This is a genomic window from Providencia sp. PROV182, assembly GCF_028480325.1.
Lineage (GTDB): Bacteria > Pseudomonadota > Gammaproteobacteria > Enterobacterales > Enterobacteriaceae > Providencia > Providencia hangzhouensis.
This window is the reverse complement of sequence record NZ_JAMPOL010000025.1, coordinates 60,084-81,611: the sequence shown is the minus strand read 5'-3', so window position 1 is coordinate 81,611 and position 21,528 is coordinate 60,084. Positions and strand designations below refer to the sequence as shown.

Genomic DNA, 21,528 nt, shown 5'->3' with positions numbered 1-21,528 from the left:
AATATAACGACAATTTAAGGATAGCATACAGAAAAACCGCCAGAGTGTTCAACACTGGCGGCTAGAATGAAAGGTTATTTTTCGAGAGGGAAGACTAAATTCAGAACAATTGCAGTTAAACCCCCCGCAGCAATACCTGAAGAAAATAATGTTTTTAACCAGTCAGGCGCGAATTGCAAAATCAAGGGTTGCTGTGACACACCCATACCCACGGCGAGAGAAAGGGCTATAATCATGATGGCGCGGCGATTGAGTGGCTCACGAGACACGATACGCACTCCTGAAGCGGCAATGGTACCAAACATCACAATGGTTGCTCCGCCTAATACGGGCTCAGGGATTTGTTGTACAAAGCCTGCAACCGCAGGGAATAGCCCTAATAACACTAACATTAAAGCAACAATGTAACCGACATAGCGACTTGCCACCCCTGTTAATTGGATAACACCGTTGTTCTGCCCAAAACAAGAGTTAGGGAAAGTATTAAATACCGCAGAGACCATCGAGTTCAAACCATTGGCAAGTACGCCACCTTTGATTCGTTTCATATATAAAGGGCCACGAACGGGTTGTTCTGATACATCAGAAGTGGCGGTAATGTCACCTATCGTTTCTAAGGAAGTCACCATGAAAATGAGAATTAATGGGATCAACAGGTTCCAGTCGAAGGATAAGCCATAATAGAAAGGCTCAGGAACAGTAATAATTGGCTGATTGGCTTCCATTGGCTGAGCATTTGGCAACATGTCCATCCACCAAGCTGCAATATAACCAACGGCCATGGCAATAACTAAAGATGCGACACGTAAGTAAGGGTTTTTCTGCCGATTAAGTAAAATAATAACCGCTAAAACAACCCCAGCCAAAATCAGGTAATCTGGTGAACCGAAGGTATTATCGCTAATCGCACCATAACCACCACCAATGGAGGTTAAGCCGACTTGAATTAAAGATAAGCCGATGATCATGACAACGACACCAGAAACCAGTGGTGTAATGACTCGACGGGCTAGATGTAAAAAACGTGAAAGAATCACTTCGGTTAATGCGGCGACGAGTAACGTGCCAAACAAAGCTGCCATCATGGATGGGATATCAGCTCCACCTTGCTTGAGTGCAACACCTCCCATGATTAACGGTGCAACAAAGTTAAAACTGGTTCCTTGAATCGAAAGTAGGCCTGAGCCAATAGGGCCCCATGCACGAATTTGAATTAAAGAAGCAATACCGGAGGCAAATAAAGACATACTAATGATGCGTTGAGTATCGTGAGCTGGTAGCCCCAAAGCCTGGCAAATCAGCATCGCTGGGGTAATAACAGCGACAAACATCGCCAGAAGATGTTGCCCGGCAGCAAACAAAGCTTGCGGCAGCGGTGGACGGTCTTCTAATTTGTAAATAAGTTCGCTTTGCGTGTGTATGGTCGCTTCAGTAGTTTGCTTTTCAGACGTCGCAGTATTCATTGCCTTCATTTCTCGCCAACAAAAAACGCATTGTAATGTGTCGAAATTAAAAAGCAATCGTTTGCTTTTAAAAAATATATTCATTAGTTAAATAGTGTCGTCACATTTATATATATTTTAACTTGTATTTATAACAGTTTTTTTTTCTAATCCTACAACCTGCTTTTGGCGTTTTAAGGAAGAAATTAACGTCTAACTAGTTTTTGATAATTTTAACAACAGACGAGGTACGTGAATGTATCATCTCGATGTCTACGGTACACTGGTAGCTGCTACCTTAGTATTATTGCTTGGGCGTAAACTGGTAAAATCAGTCCCTTTTCTTGAAAAATATACCATCCCTGAACCTGTTGCGGGTGGGTTGTTAGTTGCTTTTAGTCTTTTATTGCTTAAACAATTATTTGACTGGAGCCTTTCTTTTGACTTATCACTGCAAGAACCTATGATGCTGGCATTCTTTGCCACTATTGGTCTTAATGCCAACCTTGCTAGCTTGAAAGCTGGTGGTAAGGCATTGTTTATATTTATTTTTGTGGTTGTAGGCTTATTGCTAGTCCAAAACACAGTGGGGATTGCCCTTGCTGAATTATTGGGACTAGACCCTTTAATGGGGCTGTTAGCTGGCTCAATTACCTTATCTGGCGGCCATGGTACTGGTGCGGCATGGGGTAAAATTTTCACTGAAAATTATGGTTTCCAAAGTGCAACAGAAGTTGCAATGGCGTGTGCTACATTTGGGCTCGTTCTTGGTGGTTTAATTGGCGGACCTGTTGCACGTTTTCTAACACGTAATATTCCAACGCCAGGAACGGCAGAAGATGATAAAGATGTGCCAACTGCATTTGAGAAGCCTCAATCAGGGCGCATGATCACGTCAATGGTTTTAATTGAAACTATTGCATTGATTGCTATCTGTTTGCTGATAGGAAGTTATATTGCAGGTGAATTAGCCGATACTCCTTTCGCACTGCCTAAATTTGTATGTGTACTGTTTGTTGGTGTTATTTTAAGCAATAGCCTATCACTGCTTGGTTTTTACCGAGTGTTTGACCGCGCCGTTTCTGTTATGGGTAACGTGAGTCTATCATTATTCTTAGCGATGGCTTTAATGAGCTTGAAGCTCTGGGAATTAGCATCACTGGCCATTCCAATGATCATTATTCTTGCTGTACAAGCTTGTGTAATGGCAGGGTATGCAATTTTTGTTACCTTCCGTGTGATGGGGAAAAACTATGATGCCGCTATTTTAGCTGCGGGGCATTGTGGTTTCGGTCTTGGGGCTACGCCAACAGCGATTGCGAATATGCAAGCGGTAACGGATAGGTTGGGGCCATCTCACCTTGCGTTCCTTGTGGTCCCAATGGTTGGGGCATTCTTCATTGATATTGTTAATGCGATAGTCATTAAATTGTATTTAATGTTGCCACTATTCCCAACTATTGCGGGATAGTTTTTATTTAATAATAAATCAAGTTAAGCAGGTATTGCCGTGAAAATATTCACGGCAATTTTCATTTTAAGGAATGGATAAATAAAAAGAAGATATAAAACTTAAGCGTGGCTGTATTGTTCTCGCTCAGGTAACCAGCGCTCAATAAGTTGTTGTGCATTTTCTGGGTAGTTTTGTTGAATATGGCGAGCGAGGCGTTGCACTTCTGGCAACATATATTGGTCACGTAACAAATCAGCGACCTTAAATTCTGCATTTCCTGTTTGTCTAGTGCCTAATAATTCCCCAGGCCCGCGAATTTCGAGATCTTTTTGTGCGATAACAAAGCCATCATTGCTATCACGTAAAACTTGTAGCCGTTGTTTAGCGGTGTGGGTTAGCGGTGTCTTATATAATAATACGCAGTGAGATGCGATAGCTCCACGGCCAACTCGTCCTCTCAATTGGTGCAATTGAGCTAAACCAAGGCGCTCAGGGTTATCAATGATCATCAAACTGGCATTAGGCACATCAACACCGACTTCAATGACCGTTGTAGCCACAAGCAGTTGAATTTCATTCCTTTTAAAAGCCGCCATAATGCTTTGTTTTTCAGCAGGTTTCATTCGCCCGTGGACTAAGCCTACTTTTAATTCAGGTAGTGCCAGTGCGAGTTCTTCGCTGGTCACTTGAGCCGCTTGTGCTTCTAATAATTCAGAGTCTTCAATGAGTGTACAGACCCAATAGGCTTGGCGACCTTCTTCAATACAGGCTTGGCGAACGCGTTCAATAATATCGTTACGGCGAGTGTCTGGGATGGCGACAGTAGTGACAGGCGTACGGCCCGGAGGAAGCTCATCGATGACAGAGGTATCTAAGTCTGCATACGCTGTCATCGCCAGTGTCCGTGGGATTGGCGTAGCGGTCATGATCAATTGATGAGGGTGGTACCCTTGCTGCTCACCTTTCTCACGCAGAGCGAGCCGCTGATGAACGCCAAAGCGATGTTGTTCATCAATGATAACAAGCCCCAGCGCTTTAAAGCTCACTTGCTCTTGGAAAATAGCGTGTGTTCCAACAACCATCGCAACTTCTCCACTTGCGATGGCATCTTGCTGAGCCTGACGTGCCTTACCCTTCTGTTTGCCCGCTAGCCAACCCACTTTAATGCCTAAAGGCTCTAACCATTGTTTGAATGTATTGGCATGTTGCTCTGCAAGAATTTCGGTGGGAGCCATCAAAGCTACTTGTTTGCCATTCTCGATGGCACAAACGGCCGCTAAGGCTGCAACAAGCGTTTTTCCTGACCCTACATCCCCTTGAATCAAACGCATCATAGGGGCATCTTTGGCGAGGTCTGCTTCAATTTCGCTAACAACACGGTTTTGTGCATTTGTTGGCGAGAAAGGTAATTGTGCGAGTAACTGTGATTTTAATTGACCACTTGTTGCTAAAGGCTCGGCATATAGGCGTTCGTTGCCTGCACGGATGGCTAGCATACTGAGGTGATGTGCTAAAAGCTCTTCGAGTATAAGCCGTTTCTGGGCAGGATGATGCCCTTTCTCCAGTTCAATCAAAGCGACATTCGGTGGTGGATTGTGTAATAAGCGAATGGCATCTGGTAGGCTTATCATTCCACGGCTAAGCTCTTCTGGAAGCAATTCTTTTATTTTCCCGCTATCAAGTAACCTTAGCGCTTGTTCCATTACCTTGCGTAAAGTGGCCTGACGAACACCTTCCGTGGTTGGGTAAACAGATGTTAAGTTCTCTTGTAAGCTGATGTTGCTGGTGTCTTGGGAGACTTTATATTCGGGGTGAATGATTTCTGGCCCTGTATTTCCTCTGCGAACTTCCCCATAGGCGGTGACCTGTTTTCCTTCTGCTAAGTTATTCTTCATTGCAGCTGAAAAATTAAAAAAACGTAAGGTGAGGTTACCTGTGCCATCGGAAATCAAGCAGGTCATCATTCTTTTGCGGCCGAATACCACTTTAGTTTGCAGTATTTCACCGGTAATTGTTGCGGTCGTACCGGGGAGGAGATCTTTTATTTGATATAGACGGGTGTGGTCTTCATAGCGTAAAGGGAAATGAAGAAGAAGGTCTTGAACGGTGTTCAAACCGATTTTACGCATTTTTTCTGACTGGCTTGCTCCAATTCCGTGCAATGAAGTCAGTGAAATGGTATCAAGTAGCCCATTATTCATGTTATTTCCTTTTATTTAACCAAACTGCCGTCTTTTCATTTTTTCGGTTAATTGCATTTGTGCCCACCACGAGTCATCAGCTTCAATTTGCCCTTGGTTATTGATAAATGGGCGAGGAAGTCCCTTACGTTTAGCAACTTCAGCCAGTACAGGGTAACCTCCTTCAAATAACCAAGTTTGTTGTTCATCTGGTGAGAGTAAGCAATGGTCACGTTCGTACATACCCGCCTGCTGCCGTTGCCGTTGGGCTTCATATAAAATCAGTGCAGAAGCAACGGAAACGTTCAAAGATTGCACCATGCCAGCCATTGGAATGATAATGTGTTTATCAGCCAGTGCGAGGGCTTGTTGTGAAATCCCTGTTTTTTCTTGCCCCATCATAATACAAGTTGGCAAAGTATAATCAATTTCACGAAAATCAACGGCATGTTCTGACAAGTTAGTCGCCAAAACCTGCATATTTTGTGATTTTATGTGGGCAATTGCTTCTTCGGTGGATGTGTGTGAAATAATTTTAACCCAGCTATTACTCCCCGCAGCAGAAGAAACGGACAGTTTGACTTGTTGGTCCGGCCAAATAGCATGAATTTGATGGATCCCTACGGCATCCGCACTGCGTACAATCGCAGAAACATTGTGCGGTTTATGAATTTCTTCGAGGCAGAGAGTTAGGTCAGGCTGCCGCATCGCCATCATTTGGCAAATGCGGCGATAGCGGCGTTCATTCATAGTTATTAATTACGTATGGTCGTTAATTACGGTTTCGGCTAACACGTAGAACGTCAGGCATAATACGGATTTTCCGCATCACATTTGCCAATTGAACTCGGTTTTTAGTTGTAAGGCGAATAAAAGCGCAATATACACGGCCATCTTTTTCTTCTGTATTCATACTTTGAATACTTGAATTGGCGTCATTAATGGCGGCAGTTAAATTCGCTAAAGCACCTTGGTGATTAATCATATCCACTTTAATTTCAGCGATAAAGTCGGTATCAGTGTCGTTGTCCCATTCAACAGCCATAAATTTATCAGGTTCTTTTTGATAACCACGAATGTTGCGGCAGGATTCATGATGAATAACGAGACCTTTACCAGGACTAATATGTGCAACAATTGGGTCACCAGGAATAGGACGACAACATTTTGCAAAGGTGATTAAAACACCATCAGCACCTTTGATAGAGAGTTTATTCCGGCTTTCAACTAACACTTGTTCTTCAGGTGTATTTTGTGGATTGTTCTGTAGGTTACGTGCGACAACCACACTCATTGCATTACCCAACCCAATTTCAGCAAGCAAATCATCGATAGAGTGCAGCTTCATGCGTGCCAATTCCGCATCAATATTGGCTTGAGGGATATCAGTGAGTTTATTTCCTGCCCCTAGCGCATGGTTGAGTAAACGGCGACCTAAATTAATAGAATCTTCACGTTTTAAATTTTTCAATAACTGGCGAATTTTGGCCCGCGCTTTTGAGCTGACAACAAAATTGAGCCATGCTGCATTTGGCCGTGCGCCTGGCGCGGTAATAATTTCGACAGTTTGGCCACTCGTAAGGGATTGCGAAAGTGGGTAAGGCTGGCGATCAACGCGCGCGCCCACGCAAGCATGACCAATATCTGTATGCACCGCATAGGCAAAGTCAACAGGTGTGGCACCAGTAGGTAACTCAACAATGCGGCCTTCAGGGGTGAAAACGTAGATTTCATCTGGAAATAGATCCGATTTAACGCTTTCAATAAATTCAAACGAGCTACCTGCACTTTGTTGTAACTCAAGTAGACTTTGCATCCAACGTTGAGCTCTAACTTGTGCTGTTGTACCTTGTTCGCCTTGCTCTTTATATGCCCAATGCGCAGCAACCCCCATCTCAGCCATTTGGTCCATGTCTTCTGTGCGAATTTGCACTTCGACAGGAACACCATGTGGCCCAATCAATGAGGTATGTAGCGATTGATAGCCGTTAGCTTTAGGGATAGCAATATAGTCTTTAATACGCCCCGGACGCGGTTTGTATAAACTATGCATTTGGCCTAAAACGCGGTAGCAAGTATCCACATCTTTTACAATTACCCTAAAAGCATAGATATCCATAATGGAATGGAAACGTTGCTCTTTTTGGTGCATTTTGCGATAGATGGAATAAAGGTGTTTTTCTCTGCCACTTACGCGACAAGGAACTCCTGCCTCGGTTAGCCTACCGTCAATTTCCGAGAGAATTTTTTGGATCATCTCTTTTCGGTTACCGCGAGCAGCCTTGACGACTTCCTTAATAACACGATAACGGTTGGGATATAACGCTTCAAAACCCAGCTCTTCAAGCTCTGTTTTGATGTGGTGTATACCTAGCCTGTGGGCTAACGGGCTATATATTTCAAGGGTTTCACGTGCAATGCGCCGACGTTTATCGGGCCTAAGTGAACCCAACGTGCGCATGTTGTGAGTGCGGTCTGCCAGTTTTATCAAAATGACACGGATATCTTTTACCATCGCCATGATCATTTTGCGGAAGTTTTCTGCTTGGGCTTCTTTTTTGTCGCGAAAGTTGAGCTTGTCTAGTTTGGATACACCTTCGACGAGACCGGCGACGGTGGTACCAAACAATTCTTCTATATCTTGAAATGTCGCTGGAGTATCTTCAATCACATCATGAAGTAGCGCTGCCATTAGTGTTTCATGGTCCAAACGCATCTCAGCAAGAATACAAGCAACAGCAACTGGGTGAGTAATATAAGGCTCACCACTTGAACGGGTCTGTCCTTCATGGGCATCCCGAGCAACAACATAGGCTTTTCTTAGTAATTCAATTTGTTCTTTAGGAAGATACTTTTGAATGACTAAATTAAGGCTTTCAAACAGATACAAGGCAGACCCACCTTAGTGATTAGCGACGACCTTCAGCGATTGCAGAAACTGCTTGCATTTCAGCCGCTTCTTGCTCTTGCTGTTCTTGGCGCTCACGCACATCTAAAATGTGACCGTTGATTAAGCCTTCTTCTACTTCACGTAATGCGATAACAGTGTATTTATCATTTTCTTCAGGAACTAAAGGGTCTTTTCCACCCGTTTGTAACTGACGAGCTCTACGTGCCGCAACCAATACGAGGTCAAAGCGGTTACCAATTTTTTCTACTGCGTCTTGAACAGTTACGCGTGCCATAAATGTGCTACTCCAAAGAAATAAAAAAATGACCTGATATGATACTGAAACTATTCTCAGTCTGCTAGTAATTTGCTGATTAAAGCATCATGTCGTTGAACTTGACGCCCTAATTTTAAACGCTCAGTACGGATGATAGATTGTAAATCGCTCAGTGCGGTATTGAAATCATCATTAACAATAAGGTAATCATACTCGTTGAAATGTTCAATTTCACCTACTGCTTGTGACATGCGTTTTTCAATAACTTCATCGCTGTCTTGCCCACGACCACGCAGTCTGCGATAAAGTTCATCTTTTGATGGTGGGAGAATGAAAATACTACGTGCCTCAGGCATTTTGGCTCTTATCTGCTGCGCTCCCTGCCAATCGATATCAAGAAAAACATCAACACCACTATTTAATACATCTTCAATGATAGGTTTGGACGTCCCATAATAATTCCCAAAAACGCATGCGTGCTCTAGGAATTCACCTTTGTCGACCATTTGTAAAAAATCAGTTTCAGATACAAAGAAATAGTGCTCGCCATGGACTTCTCCTGGACGTGCAGTTCGAGTTGTATGAGAAACGGAAACCTGTGTGTCATACAATGGTTGTGTTTTTAATAAAGCCTGAATCAGACTTGATTTCCCTGCTCCACTAGGGGCAGAAACAATATATAACGTGCCTTGTATCATGATGATTTCTTGAATAGTCGAGGATTAAACATAAAAGATGGTGATAAACCCGACATAGTATACACGGACTTGCATCAACATGCAGCGATATCAATAAATCATGAATTTTAATTAAATGAATTTGATTAGTAACTAAATTGTGAACGGGCTCGAGAAATTAACTTATTACTCATGAAAGCATCATTAGTTTTGCGAAGCCTTTTGCAAACAACTTCTTTTGAGGATGAAGACTTTGAGAGGTTGTTTGATGCTTAGCAACTGAGGAGAAAATGCTTTAAAAGAGTAATATCTTAATGGATTGGTAATAACAAGGAATAGTTATGATTTATATTTTGTATGGTTATTGGTTCGCGTCAGTTTATAGACTAAGTGGGTTAATTGTTGGGGTAATGGTGTGTATTAATGTTGCTCAAGCAACGCAGCAAATTGCCGTTAATAAACCGTGTGAAAAACAAAATAGTAAAATAATAAGTCAGGAAAGTCATCGGTTAGGAAAACAATTACAACTGTGGAACCAAGCTTACCGTTTGGCGGGTAGCAGTTCCATTAGTGATGAAGCTTATGACCAGCTATTTAATTTATGGCGTTCTTTACAACGATGCCAGCAACTTCCCGAAGAATTGCCAGAAGTACTATTACCTGAAAAATCACAGCTAACTATGCATCCCATTCCTCATACAGGGTTAAAGAAACTCAATGAATTAGAAGTTTATAGCTGGATAGAAACACGTAAAATATCTGGCTACAACCTAAAGTTGATGGTGTAGCAGTAACGTTGGTTTATAAAAATGGCAAGCTTATTTCCATGATTAGCCGAGGAAATAGTGTTGAAGGAATCGAGTGGCGGGCAAAAGCAGATTTTATTCCTGCGATACCCAAACAAATCAAATATTCAGGCATGTTAGTCCTTCAAGGCGAATTATTTTGGCGTATGAATGGACATATTCAAGCTAAAAGTGGGGGAGTGAACGCTCGTAATAAGATTGCGGGGTGGTTAATGCGAAAAAATGAGCCAACCGCCCTTGAAGAAAATATTGGTATTTTTATTTGGGCATGGCCTGCGGGGGATGCTAATCCAAAAACACAGTTAACATTACTTTCTGAGATAGGTTTTCCGCTTGCTGAACAATATAGCCATAAAATTGAAAATAAGATTCAAGCTAAGCAACTAAGGGAATACTATTATCAAGGGCAATTACCATTTGCTACAGATGGCATAGTGCTTAAAAATTTTCCAGCGCCAGCAGCATCAGCCTGGCAATCAAAACAAAATAGTTGGGCGATTGCATGGAAATATCCATTACGCAGTGTGCTATCAGAGGTAACTAAGCTTCAGTTCAATATAGGAAGGACTGGGAGAATTAGTGTTGTAGCTAGCATAACCCCCATCAATATTGACTCGAAAACTATTTCAAAGGTAAATGCTGGATCATTATCATCATGGGAAAAACGAGATTTACTTGTTGGAGATAAAATACTTGTCTCTCTTTCAGGGCTAGGAAGTCCAAAGATTGAAGATGTTATTTGGCGACGAGAGGAACGCGAATATCCAGAGACATCAACCTTAAAACAGTTTCACTCACTAAGTTGTCTTACTTATACTGAAGTTTGCTCACAGCAGTTTGTCGCAAGGTTAACGTGGTTAGGTAAACAACTACGTATGCGAGGAATAAGTGAGGCTACATGGCGCCAGTGGGTAGAAAACCATAACCTAACTCGATTAACAACTTGGTTGTCAGAACAATGGCAAAGCGATTTATCGAAAGGTAAAAAACACCAAATGTTAGTAAAGCAACTGAAAATGGCAAAGGATCAACCTATTTCGCTTTGGTTAAAAGGTCTCGCAATTCCACTAACTAAATTACAAGTAGGGAAAGTGACTGACATAGGTATGTTGTATGACCCATCATGGGTTAACAGTCTAAATTTGACGAAGCTGCAAAAGAAAAAATTAGCTAATTGGCTAGCGGAACCAGAAATTGAATCTATTTTACGTATATTGTCTGACATGAAAGCGATTCAGCCACCAATAGAAAGCCATCAATAGTAAATCATTAATGGCTGAAACTCTTTTATTGATTAGATTAATCTTGGTTTTCGTAATTAAAAATAGGCAAACCGAGACGATAACGAATGGCTATTAGCCTTGCACTCAAGCCAACAACGAGTGTGATAATAACCACGATATCTTTAGGTAAAGGCGTTTGTAATAGGCCAATATAGATCCAAGCGGCAGCGAAAGAAACGCCAGCATAGACTTCTTTTTGGAAAACTAAAGGGATTGTGTTACACAGCATGTCTCTTAACACACCACCAAAAACGCCAGTAATCACTGCTGCAATAGCTGCAATGATTGGGCTGTAGTGCATATCGAGTGCTATTTGGGCGCCAAGTATAGAAAACACAATTAGCCCGATAGCATCTAATATGAGGAATAATCGGCGTAAATGTTTCATCATAGGGGCTATCCAGATTGTCACAATCGCAGCGCCTGCAACAGTCAGGATATACTCAGGATGTTCCACCCAACCTAGGGGGTAATGGCCAAGTAAGATATCACGGACGGAACCACCACCAATTGCCGTCGCGGACGCAATAATAATGACGCCAAAGACATCCATTTTTCGTCTGCCAGCCGCAAGTGCTCCAGTCATGGCTTCTGCGGTGATACCAATAATATAAAGTACACTTAATAACATGGTAGTTTTGTTCGAGATTAAGGTTATTGCTAAAGGGTAATATTACTTATGAAACTTCTCGACTGAGATTTTCTAGTATTGATTAAACTAGATTAGTTAAAGTAATCCGATAGCGATATTAAATGATGTCAAAGGATAACAGATTGAATAATAAATTGCCCTATAAAGAAACACGTTTAACGCATGATGAACGAAGCCACCAACTAACGAATATTAATATCTGGACTCCAGACAGCCAGTGGTTAGCGTATGATATACGGCCGAGCGGTAGTTCTTTTACAGGTTTATCTATAGAAAAAATTCATGTAAAAACATTACAAGTCGTTGAGGTTTATCGTGCAAGTCATGGGGCTCATGTTGGAGTGGTAACGGTAAGTCCTCAACTGCCAACTCGATATGCTTTTATCCATGGCCCTGAGTACCCTGATGAACAGTGGCAATATGACTTTCACCATCGAAGAGGGGTGTATGTTAAAGAAGATCAATTAAATGTAGCTCACCCAATTGATGCAATGTGTATTACCCCTCCGTATTTAGTGGGGGCGTTGCGTGGGGGGACTCATGTCCATGTTTTTAGTCCAGACGGAAAGTGGTTGAGTTTTACCTATAATGACCATGTAATGCATGAATTAGATGTGCAATTAGACCAACGAAATGTGGCAATTGCAGTACCTATTGGGCCCGTTAATGTGAGTCCTAAAATACATTTTCGAGAATATAGTGGCGATTACTTTTGTTGTGTTGTGACGCGAACAACGCAACAGCCTAAGCCTAGCAGCGATGAGATTAGCCGTGCATATGAAGAGGGTTGGGTAGGCCAAAAAGGTTATCAAAAAGAGAATGGAGAGTGGCAAGAAAGAGCGCTGGTGTTTATTGGTGACACTCATTCTACAAATGGAGAAATTATTCCTGAGATCTATATTGTTGATCTACCTTCACAGCTTGAGGATTACATGATTGCGGGGGAATCTCCTATCCAAGGAACAGAATCAAGCATGCCTTCCCCACCAAAAGGTATACAGCAAAGGCGTTTAACTTATACACACGATAAAAAATTTCCTGGTTTAGCGAAGCAGCCACGACATTGGCTAAGAACTTCGCCAGATGGTAAATCAATCGCTTGTTTGATGAATGATGATGACGGTAATGCTCAATTGTGGTTAGTTGATACGCTGACTGGAGTGCAAAGGCAGATAACTCAGGGTTCTTCACCGGTTCAGTCTGCCTTTAGCTGGGATAGTAAAGGTGAGCACATTTGCTTTATTTGTGACAATAGTGTCGTGTATTGTCATGTCGTGAGCGGAACCATACAAAAATTAACGCAGCGTACTGAACTTGCTCCTGTTGCTGATTCCGTTGTATTTTCACCTAATGATGAATTGATTGCGTTTATGCGAGATATTGATGGATTTAGGCAAATTTATACCGTAGAAACGGGTTTAAACAGCAAATAAAATAATTATGTTACTACAGTCACGAATAAAAAAAGTATTGATAAGCTTTTTTTTATCTGTGACTGTTTTTATTTTTCTCTGATTAGCATTTAAAAAATTTAATTGTTAATTATTCATGTAATGAGTGCAAAAATACTTATAAACAGAATAGAATATTTAAGTTAAGGAGATGGTTATCATAATAAGATAATAATTAAACAGATATTATATAAATGATTGGTCAGATCTTAGATTAAAAAATAATGTATTCATAAATACAGTTAATACACAGTGAAATTTTAATTACAAACGTTTGATTGAGCCTGAATTACTTTTTAGTTTTATCTTTCTTTTCAAGTTCTTCTATGCGTTTTTTGGGTGAGTCTGCTTTATCATCATTACCCGATTTTGCGTAATCTAAAGGAATTAAAAGAGTATCCATAACAACAGAAAAGGGTAAATCAATAGCAAGTAAAGGTTTAACAACCCAGCCGGTCTCATCATCTTTAATCATTTTAATACTGTTTTTCGAACCAGGGTAATAACCTTCTGATGGGCCTGCATGAGTCATAATACTGGAGCAACCACTCAAAATAAGAGGTGCGATAAGAAAATATAATCGTATTGAAATTAAACTCGGCATAGACATTGTTAACCTGTATTTAGTTTGTCGTCCCCAATATTTACTTATAATAACTAAAAACAAGAAATTCACAATAATGGTGTCGTATTATTATTTTATTTAACCGTATGTATTTTTTTAGTTAATAGTTTACTTGTAGCTATTAACTAAAAATGTTTGTCTTAGGTAGCTATTTCGATGAATGATAAATAACGTTAAGAAATAAAGACATACTATTTTATATTTGTTATCAGGTTGAAAATTCTAAAAAAATAGATCATTTATTCCTTCTGAACTGTGCTCTATGGCACATATTACCCTTATGCTATTTGGCATAATCGATTCAGTAGTATGTTTTATCACCTATTTGGGTGTGTTTAACGGGTAACTTGTCGTCAAAAGGATGCGGTCTATGAGTGAATTAGCTCTTACTGTAAGTTTGTTGGCGTTAGCTGCTGCTTTAGGGCTATGGATTGGAAATTGGAAGATCCGGAGCGTTGGGCTAGGGATTGGTGGTGTTCTATTTGGGGGGATCATTGTTGGACACTTCGCCCAAAGTTATGGCTTGCAACTTAATAAAGACATGCTGCATTTTATTCAAGAATTTGGCTTGATACTGTTTGTATACACAATAGGTATTCAGGTTGGGCCTGGTTTTTTCTCTTCTCTACGCGTTTCTGGGCTGAAACTAAACGGCTTTGCGTTGATGGTCGTTGTCTTAGGCGCGGTGGTAACAGCAATCATATATAAAGTCGCGAATATTCCATTACCGATTATCTTAGGTATTTTCTCAGGGGCGGTAACGAATACGCCATCTTTAGGTGCTGGTCAGCAAATTTTAACTGACTTAGGATCTGACCCTAATCTTGTTGGCCAGATGGGGATGGGTTATGCCATGGCTTACCCTATGGGGATTTGTGGCATCTTATTGGTGATGTGGTTAGTACGCATTATCTTTAGAATTTCAGTAGAGAAAGAGGCTTCTGCATTTAATAGTTCTACTTTTCAACAGCGCGACTCTCTGCAGACTATGAACATTGCCATTCGTAACGCCAATCTTGATGGCTTAATGATGCAAGACATCCCACTGCTTGGTAGTGAAGCTATTGTTTGCTCAAGATTAAAACGTGGGGACATGCTGGTTGTTCCTCAGCCTACCACAGAAATTCATTTAGGTGACTTATTGCACGTTGTTGGTTTAAAAGATGATTTAAATAGAGTTCGTTTAATATTAGGTGAGGAAGTTGACGTATCCTTGTCGACATCAAGCTCTATTTTGCATTCCGTTCGTGTGGTGGTGACGAATGATGCTGTACTAAGTAAAAGGCTGAAAGACTTAAACTTAAAACAAAAATATGATGTTGTTGTGACACGATTAAACCGTACTGGTATTGATTTAGTTGCTAATAACAATTCGGTTTTACAATTTGGTGATATTTTAAATATTGTTGGACGTCCTGAGTCAATCGAAGCCGTCACCGCTTTGTTAGGTAATGCGAAACAGAAACTACAGCAAGTTCAAATGTTACCTGTATTCCTCGGGATAGGGCTTGGAGTTGTGCTGGGGTCAATACCCGTTTTTGTTCCTGGTTTTCCTGCCGCACTGAAACTAGGATTAGCGGGAGGGCCACTGGTTGTTGCTCTAATTCTCGGTCGTATAGGGACTATAGGGCGTTTATATTGGTTTATGCCTCCGAGTGCAAACTTAGCGCTGAGAGAACTGGGAATCGTCATGTTCCTCGCTGTTGTTGGGCTCAATTCTGGTGGTGGCTTCATTGATACTTTAATTAAAGGTGATGGGCTAACGTGGATTGGTTATGGGCTATTGATTACGTTTGTACCACTATTTATTACAGGTGTTGTAGCTCGAATTTTTGGCAAAATGAACTATTTGAGCCTTTGTGGGGTGCTAGCGGGCTCTATGACAGACCCTCCTGCACTGGCTTTTGCAAATAATATTCATGCGGCCAGCGGTGCTCCGGCATTGTCTTATGCAACGGTTTATCCATTAGCGATGTTTTTAAGAATTATTTCTCCACAATTGCTGGCTATTTTATTTTGGGCGGTTTAGCTAGATGTGATTGTTAAACCGATGAATAGCAGAAATTCTATTGAAATTTCTAAAATTATAGCTTTTTCAATATGATATTTGGATTTTGATGTTTGATGTATAAGGCAGTAATGAAAGGTATCACGATATATAGGGGCAAAAAGTGCTTTTGTTTAAGCAATAACCAAATAGAAAAGATGTTCTAATAGTTTTGAATGATATTCGTATTGAAAAATTAATTTGATTTCAATTACGGAGTTCTCGCTAATTTTTAGCCCCTTCTATATGAAAGGGCTTTTTTTTTACCTAAATATTGCAATAACAGGGCTAAAAGTACCTTGTCGTTTCACAACTAGCAGGTCACTTCTTGATAAGCTTTTTCAAGCTCTTCAGCTAATATCTTGATCCCTTGTTCAATTTTTTCTGGCTCAGGGACATAGTTCATACGCATACATTGATGCGCATGTGGCCAATCCTGTTCAATACCAGGGAAGAAGTAATGGCCGGGAACCATCAATACACCACGTTTTTTTAAGCGTTGGTATAATTCTAAGCAATTAATTGGTAGGTCTTTAAACCATAACCAGAGGAAAATGGCACCTTCTGGCTTATGAATTAAACACTTATCTTCTGGGATATAGCGGCGAATAATTTCGATGGCTTCTTCTACACGCTGCTTATAAAAAGGACCAATTACATTTTTAGATAACGAGATAAGGTCATCTTTTTTAAGCATTTCTAAGGCAAGCGCAGGGCCTATGCCACCAGGAGCAAGGCTGATGATGCCATTCATATTACTAACAGCTTCAATGATTTCTTCGTTAGCGATGATAATGCCGCATCGAGTTCCTGGTAAACCAAGTTTAGATAAACTCATACAAAGAATGACATTTTCGTTCCAAAATGGCGTAGCTTCGCTGAAAATAATGCCAGGGAAAGGAACACCATAAGCATTATCTATTAGTAGTGGAATATTATGTTGTTTAGCTAGTTGGTCTAAATGCTCAACTTCTTCATCAGTAATGACATTACCAGTCGGATTTGTTGGGCGAGACACACAAATCACCCCAATATCATCAGTAACCTCTAATGTGTTGAAGTCGACTCGGTATTTAAATTGACCATTAGGTAAAAATTCTATTTGTGGCTTATTCGCGACGAATAAGCCATCATCAAGACCTGAGTCTGCATAACCGACATATTCAGGGGCAAGAGGAAATAGCACTTTACGGGTGATACCATCTTCAAAGCGACCGGCTAGCAAGTTAAATAGATAGAAAAAAGCACTCTGGCTGCCGTTAGATAGGGCAATATTTTTCGCGCTAATATTCCAACCTAGTTTTGCTTTTAGCGTTGCTGCAAGCGCTTTCAACATGGCATCTTTACCTTGAGGACCATCATAATTACATAAAGTGTCCGTCAATTGGCCATTAGCACACATCTCAGCTAACAGATCTTGGAAATACTTATCCATTTCAGGGATATGAGCAGGATTTCCTCCCCCTAACATAATGGAGCCAGGGGTTCTTATGCCTTCATTCAAGTCTTTCATTAATAATGAAATACCTGAATTTTTAGCAAATTTATTGCCAAATTTAGAAAATATCATCGCATTTATTCACATATATTTATTAGATTGTTAATGGAATTTAAAACATACTCCGCTGCACCTCAGAGTTCAACCACCAATTTCTATCTTTTATTAAGATAAAATATCAAGATGAATATATTTAGTAGTGTAAAGTGTTGTAATGTTAATGCTTTGGTGGTTTATTTTTCTTTTTACTCGATGAGTTACACCGATAAAAACTAATTTATTTAAATTGGCAACAATTCACTAAATGGTCATTTATCATGCCAGTTGCTTGCATAAAGGCGTAGCAAGTAATTGAGCCGACAAATTTAAACCCACGTTTTTTGAGCGCTTTGGAGAGAAGCTTAGAAAGTTCTGTTTCCGCAGGAACTTGTGATGAGAGCTCCCAACCGTTGATAATGGGTTGGCCATTAACAAATTGCCAAATAAAAGTGGAGAAGTCTTCACCATTTTCTTTCATGGCTAAATAAGCTTTTGCATTTGCAATAATTGCATTAATTTTTAATCGATTACGGATGATCCGAGTATCTTGCATGAGTCGCTCAATATCGTCTTCATTCATTGATGCAATTTTTTCAGGGTCGAAATGATGAAATAGATCACGATATCCTTGGCGTTTTTTTAAAATGGTGTACCAAGAGAGCCCGGCTTGTTGGCCTTCAAGGCAGATCATTTCAAATAATGTTAAGTTATCATAAGTGGGTTTACCCCATTCATGGTCGTGATAAGCGATATATTCAGGATCTTGATTGACCCAATGGCAACGTGTTAGTGCGGTATCCATTTTCATCCTTTTTACAATGGTAATTGGTTTGCTTCAAAAAACAAACTATTTATACTGTATAAATAACCAGCTTAAAAGGGGTGAAAGTATTTTTTTTTATTTTTAGAATAAATACAGGCATATTCAATGCTGTATATCTTGCGGTCAAAGGGTATACTGGCGTACTTTCATTAAATTTTACGTATCGCGTGCGGATCTAACATGCAAAAGTTTGATACCAAAACCTTTCAAGGTCTTATCCTGACATTACAGGACTACTGGGCGCGTCAAGGCTGTACCATTGTTCAACCATTGGACATGGAAGTCGGCGCTGGAACTTCTCACCCAATGACGTGTTTGCGCGCATTAGGCCCTGAGCCTATTGCAGCGGCTTATGTTCAACCATCTCGTCGACCAACTGATGGCCGCTATGGTGAAAACCCAAACCGTCTACAACACTATTACCAGTTTCAGGTGATCATCAAACCATCACCAGACAATATCCAAGAGTTATACCTTGGTTCTTTAAAAGAATTAGGTGTTGACCCAACAGTTCACGACATTCGTTTTGTTGAAGATAACTGGGAAAACCCAACATTAGGTGCCTGGGGATTAGGCTGGGAAGTGTGGCTTAATGGTATGGAAGTTACTCAGTTCACTTACTTCCAGCAGGTCGGTGGTCTTGAGTGTAAACCAGTAACAGGTGAAATTACATACGGTTTAGAGCGCTTAGCGATGTATATCCAAGGCGTGGACAGCGTGTATGACCTTGTTTGGTGTGATGGCCCATTGGGTAAAACCACTTATGGTGATATCTATCATCAAAACGAAGTTGAGCAATCAACCTATAACTTTGAATACGCAAATGTTGATTTTCTTTTCAAATGCTTTGAAGAGTACGAAAAAGAAGCTCAACACTTGCTGGCTTTGGAAACGCCACTTCCACTACCTGCATACGAACGTATCTTGAAAGCGGCTCATACTTTCAACTTACTCGATGCACGTAAAGCCATTTCTGTTACTGAACGCCAGCGCTATATCTTACGTATTCGTACCCTAACCAAAGGGGTTGCAGAAGCGTATTATGCTTCTCGTGAAGCGCTTGGATTCCCTATGTGTCATAAGAACTAAGAGGCTGTCATGACTCAACAGACTTTCCTTGTGGAAATCGGCACCGAAGAGTTACCGCCGAAGGCTCTTCGTTCATTAGCTGAATCATTTGCTGCAAATTTTACGGCTGAACTTGATGGGGCAGATATTGCTCATGGTGCAGTAACGTGGTTTGCTGCTCCTCGCCGGTTAGCACTTAAAGTCGCTGATTTAGCGGCTTCACAGCCAGACCGTGAAATTGAAAAACGCGGCCCTGCTATCTCTCAAGCATTCGGTCCAGATGGCCAACCAACTAAAGCCGCTGAAGGCTGGGCTCGCGGGTGTGGTATTACCGTTGATCAGGCTGAGCGTTTGACCACGGATAAAGGCGAGTGGCTACTCTATCGTGCCCAAATGAAAGGGCAGGCAGTCAGTGAATTACTGGCTGATATGGTTAGCCGTGCATTGGCCAAATTACCTATACCTAAATTAATGCGTTGGGCAGATAAGGACACACAATTTGTTCGCCCTGTGCACACGGTAACATTGTTACTGGGTAGTGATGTTATTGATGGCGAAATTTTAGGGATTAAGAGCGGGCGCACAATTCGTGGTCACCGTTTCATGGGTGAATCTGAATTTACTATTGATAATGCGGAACAATATCCAGCCATTTTACGTGAACGCGGTAAAGTCATGGCAGATTACGCAGAACGTAAAGCGGTTATTAAAGCCGATGCGGAAAAAGCGGCTCAGGCTCTTGGTGGCCAAGCTGACTTAACAGATAGTTTGCTTGAAGAAGTGACTTCATTGGTTGAATGGCCGGTCGTTTTAACAGCTAAATTTGAAGAGAAATTCTTAGATGTTCCTTCAGAAGCGCTAGTTTATACCATGAAAGGGGACCAAAAATATTTCCCAGTTTATGATAAGACGGGCAAGTTAATGCCTAATTTTATCTTTGTGGCAAATATTGAGTCTTCTGACCCTCAGCAAATTATTTCAGGTAACGAAAAAGTTGTACGTCCGCGTTTAGCCGATGCCGAATTTTTCTTTAAAACTGACCGTAAACAACGTTTGGAAGATAACTTACCACGCTTAGAAACTGTATTGTTCCAAAAACAATTAGGTACACTGCGTGATAAAACTGACCGTTTAGAAGCATTAGCTGGCTGGATTGCAAACAAAATTGGTGCAGATGTAAACCATGCGACACGAGCTGGTTTATTAGCAAAATGTGACTTAATGACTAATATGGTGTTTGAATTCACAGACACTCAAGGCGTTATGGGAATGCATTATGCACGCCATGATGGTGAGTCAGAAGACGTTGCATTAGCTTTAAAAGAGCAGTACCAACCGCGTTTTTCTGGAGATGCACTTCCATCGACTGATGTTTCAGCCGCATTAGCATTGGCTGAAAAAATGGATACGCTTGCTGGTATTTTTGGTATTGGCCAACATCCTAAAGGCGATAAAGACCCATTCGCTTTGCGCCGTGCTGCATTAGGTGTCTTACGCATCATCGTAGAAAAAGGCTACCAGCTTGATCTTGTTGAAATGACAGAAGAAGCAGCTCGTTTATACGGTGATAAATTAACCAATAAAAATGTGGTTAATGACGTTGTCGAGTTCATGCTTGGTCGTTTCCGTTCTTGGTATCAAGAATTAGGCTATAGTATTGATACCATCCAAGCGGTATTAGCTCGTCATCCAACACAACCTGCTGACTTTGATGCACGAGTGAAAGCTGTTACTCACTTCCGTTCATTAGAAGAGGCGCAGGCACTTGCAGCGGCAAATAAACGTGTTTCCAATATTCTGAGCAAATCAGAAGAAAAATTGGCTGATAACGTTTTAGCTTCTGTTCTAAAAACACCTGAAGAAGTCAAACTTGCGACCCATGTTGTGGTATTGCAAGATAAACTTGCGCCAATGTTTGCAGAAAGGAATTATCAAGAGGCTTTAGTTGAATTAGCTTCTTTACGCGATATCGTAGATGAATTCTTTGCAAATGTTATGGTAATGGATGAAGACCAAGCGGTTCGTATTAATCGTTTGACGCTATTAAGCCAATTACGTGAGTTGTTCTTAAAAGTAGCGGATATTTCTTTGCTTCAATAGCCTTAAAAATAGGTTATTAGCTTGTAGTTAACGTTATTTTTATAAACGCTAACCTGTTTGATAAATAAGCACTAAAATATTCTAGTGCTTATTTTTTACTTAAAATAAGGTAATTTGCATATAAGCCTTACTGTTTTGGTGGTTTTATCAGCAAACGAACAGAATTGGCGAAAAATGGGTTGACGATCTCCGTTCTTGGCAGTATTATTCACACCGT

The 21,528-nt window shown here is 40.8% G+C and carries 17 protein-coding genes; 7 read left to right on the top strand and 10 right to left on the bottom strand.

Annotated elements, in window-relative coordinates; all coding sequences use genetic code 11:
• Positions 1-74: 74 nt before the first annotated feature.
• Entirely contained in the window at positions 75-1,463 is a 1,389-nt protein-coding gene (locus PR834_RS17720; RefSeq protein ID WP_036958597.1) for a uracil-xanthine permease family protein, read from the bottom strand.
• Positions 1,464-1,698: 235 nt separating this feature from the next.
• On the opposite strand from PR834_RS17720, the gene gltS reads away from it, so the two are divergent.
• Positions 1,699-2,913 (top strand): sodium/glutamate symporter, encoded by a 1,215-nt coding sequence (gene gltS / locus PR834_RS17715; RefSeq protein ID WP_004262677.1) that lies wholly within the window; start codon positions 1,699-1,701, stop codon positions 2,911-2,913.
• Positions 2,914-3,014: 101 nt separating this feature from the next.
• On the opposite strand, the gene recG is transcribed toward gltS, so the two are convergent.
• From recG to gmk, 5 genes are read right to left on the bottom strand one after another with little or no spacing between them, the layout of a single operon-like run.
• A complete protein-coding gene (recG, locus tag PR834_RS17710; protein WP_272536835.1) occupies positions 3,015-5,096 on the bottom strand; it encodes an ATP-dependent DNA helicase RecG in 2,082 nt (693 codons plus the stop codon).
• A 15-nt stretch (positions 5,097-5,111) separates the two neighbouring features.
• Positions 5,112-5,825: a tRNA (guanosine(18)-2'-O)-methyltransferase TrmH gene (gene trmH, locus PR834_RS17705; RefSeq protein ID WP_096863551.1), complete on the bottom strand. Its 714-nt coding sequence runs from the start codon at positions 5,823-5,825 to the stop codon at positions 5,112-5,114.
• Between the two features lie 22 nt (positions 5,826-5,847).
• Complete coding sequence (gene spoT, locus PR834_RS17700; RefSeq protein ID WP_004262666.1) at positions 5,848-7,965, bottom strand: bifunctional GTP diphosphokinase/guanosine-3',5'-bis pyrophosphate 3'-pyrophosphohydrolase; 2,118 nt, start codon at positions 7,963-7,965, stop codon at positions 5,848-5,850.
• A 19-nt stretch (positions 7,966-7,984) separates the two neighbouring features.
• Positions 7,985-8,260 carry a DNA-directed RNA polymerase subunit omega gene (gene rpoZ / locus PR834_RS17695; RefSeq protein ID WP_004262665.1) on the bottom strand — a complete coding sequence of 92 codons (276 nt, stop codon included), beginning with the start codon at positions 8,258-8,260 and terminating at the stop codon, positions 7,985-7,987.
• A gap of 56 nt (positions 8,261-8,316) precedes the next feature.
• Positions 8,317-8,940, bottom strand: coding sequence for a guanylate kinase (gene gmk / locus PR834_RS17690; RefSeq protein WP_004262662.1), 624 nt, complete (start codon positions 8,938-8,940; stop codon positions 8,317-8,319).
• A 320-nt stretch (positions 8,941-9,260) separates the two neighbouring features.
• On the opposite strand from gmk, the gene PR834_RS17685 reads away from it, so the two are divergent.
• The gene (locus PR834_RS17685; protein ID WP_272536834.1) at positions 9,261-9,707 is read left to right on the top strand and encodes a hypothetical protein; all 447 of its coding nucleotides are present in this window, start codon (positions 9,261-9,263) and stop codon (positions 9,705-9,707) included.
• Between the two features lie 8 nt (positions 9,708-9,715).
• The gene (locus tag PR834_RS17680; RefSeq protein WP_272536833.1) at positions 9,716-10,987 is read left to right on the top strand and encodes an NAD-dependent DNA ligase LigB; all 1,272 of its coding nucleotides are present in this window, start codon (positions 9,716-9,718) and stop codon (positions 10,985-10,987) included.
• Between the two features lie 37 nt (positions 10,988-11,024).
• On the opposite strand, the gene PR834_RS17675 is transcribed toward PR834_RS17680, so the two are convergent.
• Positions 11,025-11,639 (bottom strand): trimeric intracellular cation channel family protein, encoded by a 615-nt coding sequence (locus PR834_RS17675; RefSeq protein ID WP_004262660.1) that lies wholly within the window; start codon positions 11,637-11,639, stop codon positions 11,025-11,027.
• Positions 11,640-11,761: 122 nt separating this feature from the next.
• On the opposite strand from PR834_RS17675, the gene PR834_RS17670 reads away from it, so the two are divergent.
• Positions 11,762-13,093, top strand: a complete 1,332-nt coding sequence (locus PR834_RS17670) for a DUF3748 domain-containing protein (RefSeq protein ID WP_272536832.1) — start codon at positions 11,762-11,764, stop codon at positions 13,091-13,093.
• Positions 13,094-13,400: 307 nt separating this feature from the next.
• Here PR834_RS17670 and PR834_RS17665 read toward each other — a convergent pair whose 3' ends face one another.
• Entirely contained in the window at positions 13,401-13,721 is a 321-nt protein-coding gene (locus PR834_RS17665) for a YceK/YidQ family lipoprotein (RefSeq protein WP_442959650.1), read from the bottom strand.
• A gap of 385 nt (positions 13,722-14,106) precedes the next feature.
• Here PR834_RS17665 and PR834_RS17660 point away from each other — a divergent pair, with 385 nt between their 5' ends.
• The gene (locus PR834_RS17660) at positions 14,107-15,765 is read left to right on the top strand and encodes a putative transporter (protein ID WP_136134095.1); all 1,659 of its coding nucleotides are present in this window, start codon (positions 14,107-14,109) and stop codon (positions 15,763-15,765) included.
• Between the two features lie 331 nt (positions 15,766-16,096).
• On the opposite strand, the gene PR834_RS17655 is transcribed toward PR834_RS17660, so the two are convergent.
• Together PR834_RS17655 and PR834_RS17650 are read right to left on the bottom strand one after the other, a co-directional pair.
• Positions 16,097-17,353: a valine--pyruvate transaminase gene (locus PR834_RS17655; protein WP_094960801.1), complete on the bottom strand. Its 1,257-nt coding sequence runs from the start codon at positions 17,351-17,353 to the stop codon at positions 16,097-16,099.
• 205 nt (positions 17,354-17,558) lie between these two features.
• Entirely contained in the window at positions 17,559-18,122 is a 564-nt protein-coding gene (locus PR834_RS17650) for a DNA-3-methyladenine glycosylase I (protein ID WP_004262650.1), read from the bottom strand.
• Positions 18,123-18,323: 201 nt separating this feature from the next.
• Here PR834_RS17650 and glyQ point away from each other — a divergent pair, with 201 nt between their 5' ends.
• Both glyQ and glyS read left to right on the top strand, forming a co-directional pair.
• On the top strand, positions 18,324-19,232 hold the full coding sequence (gene glyQ, locus PR834_RS17645) for a glycine--tRNA ligase subunit alpha (RefSeq protein WP_004262647.1): 909 nt from the start codon (positions 18,324-18,326) through the stop codon (positions 19,230-19,232).
• Between the two features lie 9 nt (positions 19,233-19,241).
• A complete protein-coding gene (gene glyS, locus PR834_RS17640; RefSeq protein ID WP_004262644.1) occupies positions 19,242-21,311 on the top strand; it encodes a glycine--tRNA ligase subunit beta in 2,070 nt (689 codons plus the stop codon).
• Positions 21,312-21,528 lie beyond the last annotated feature (217 nt).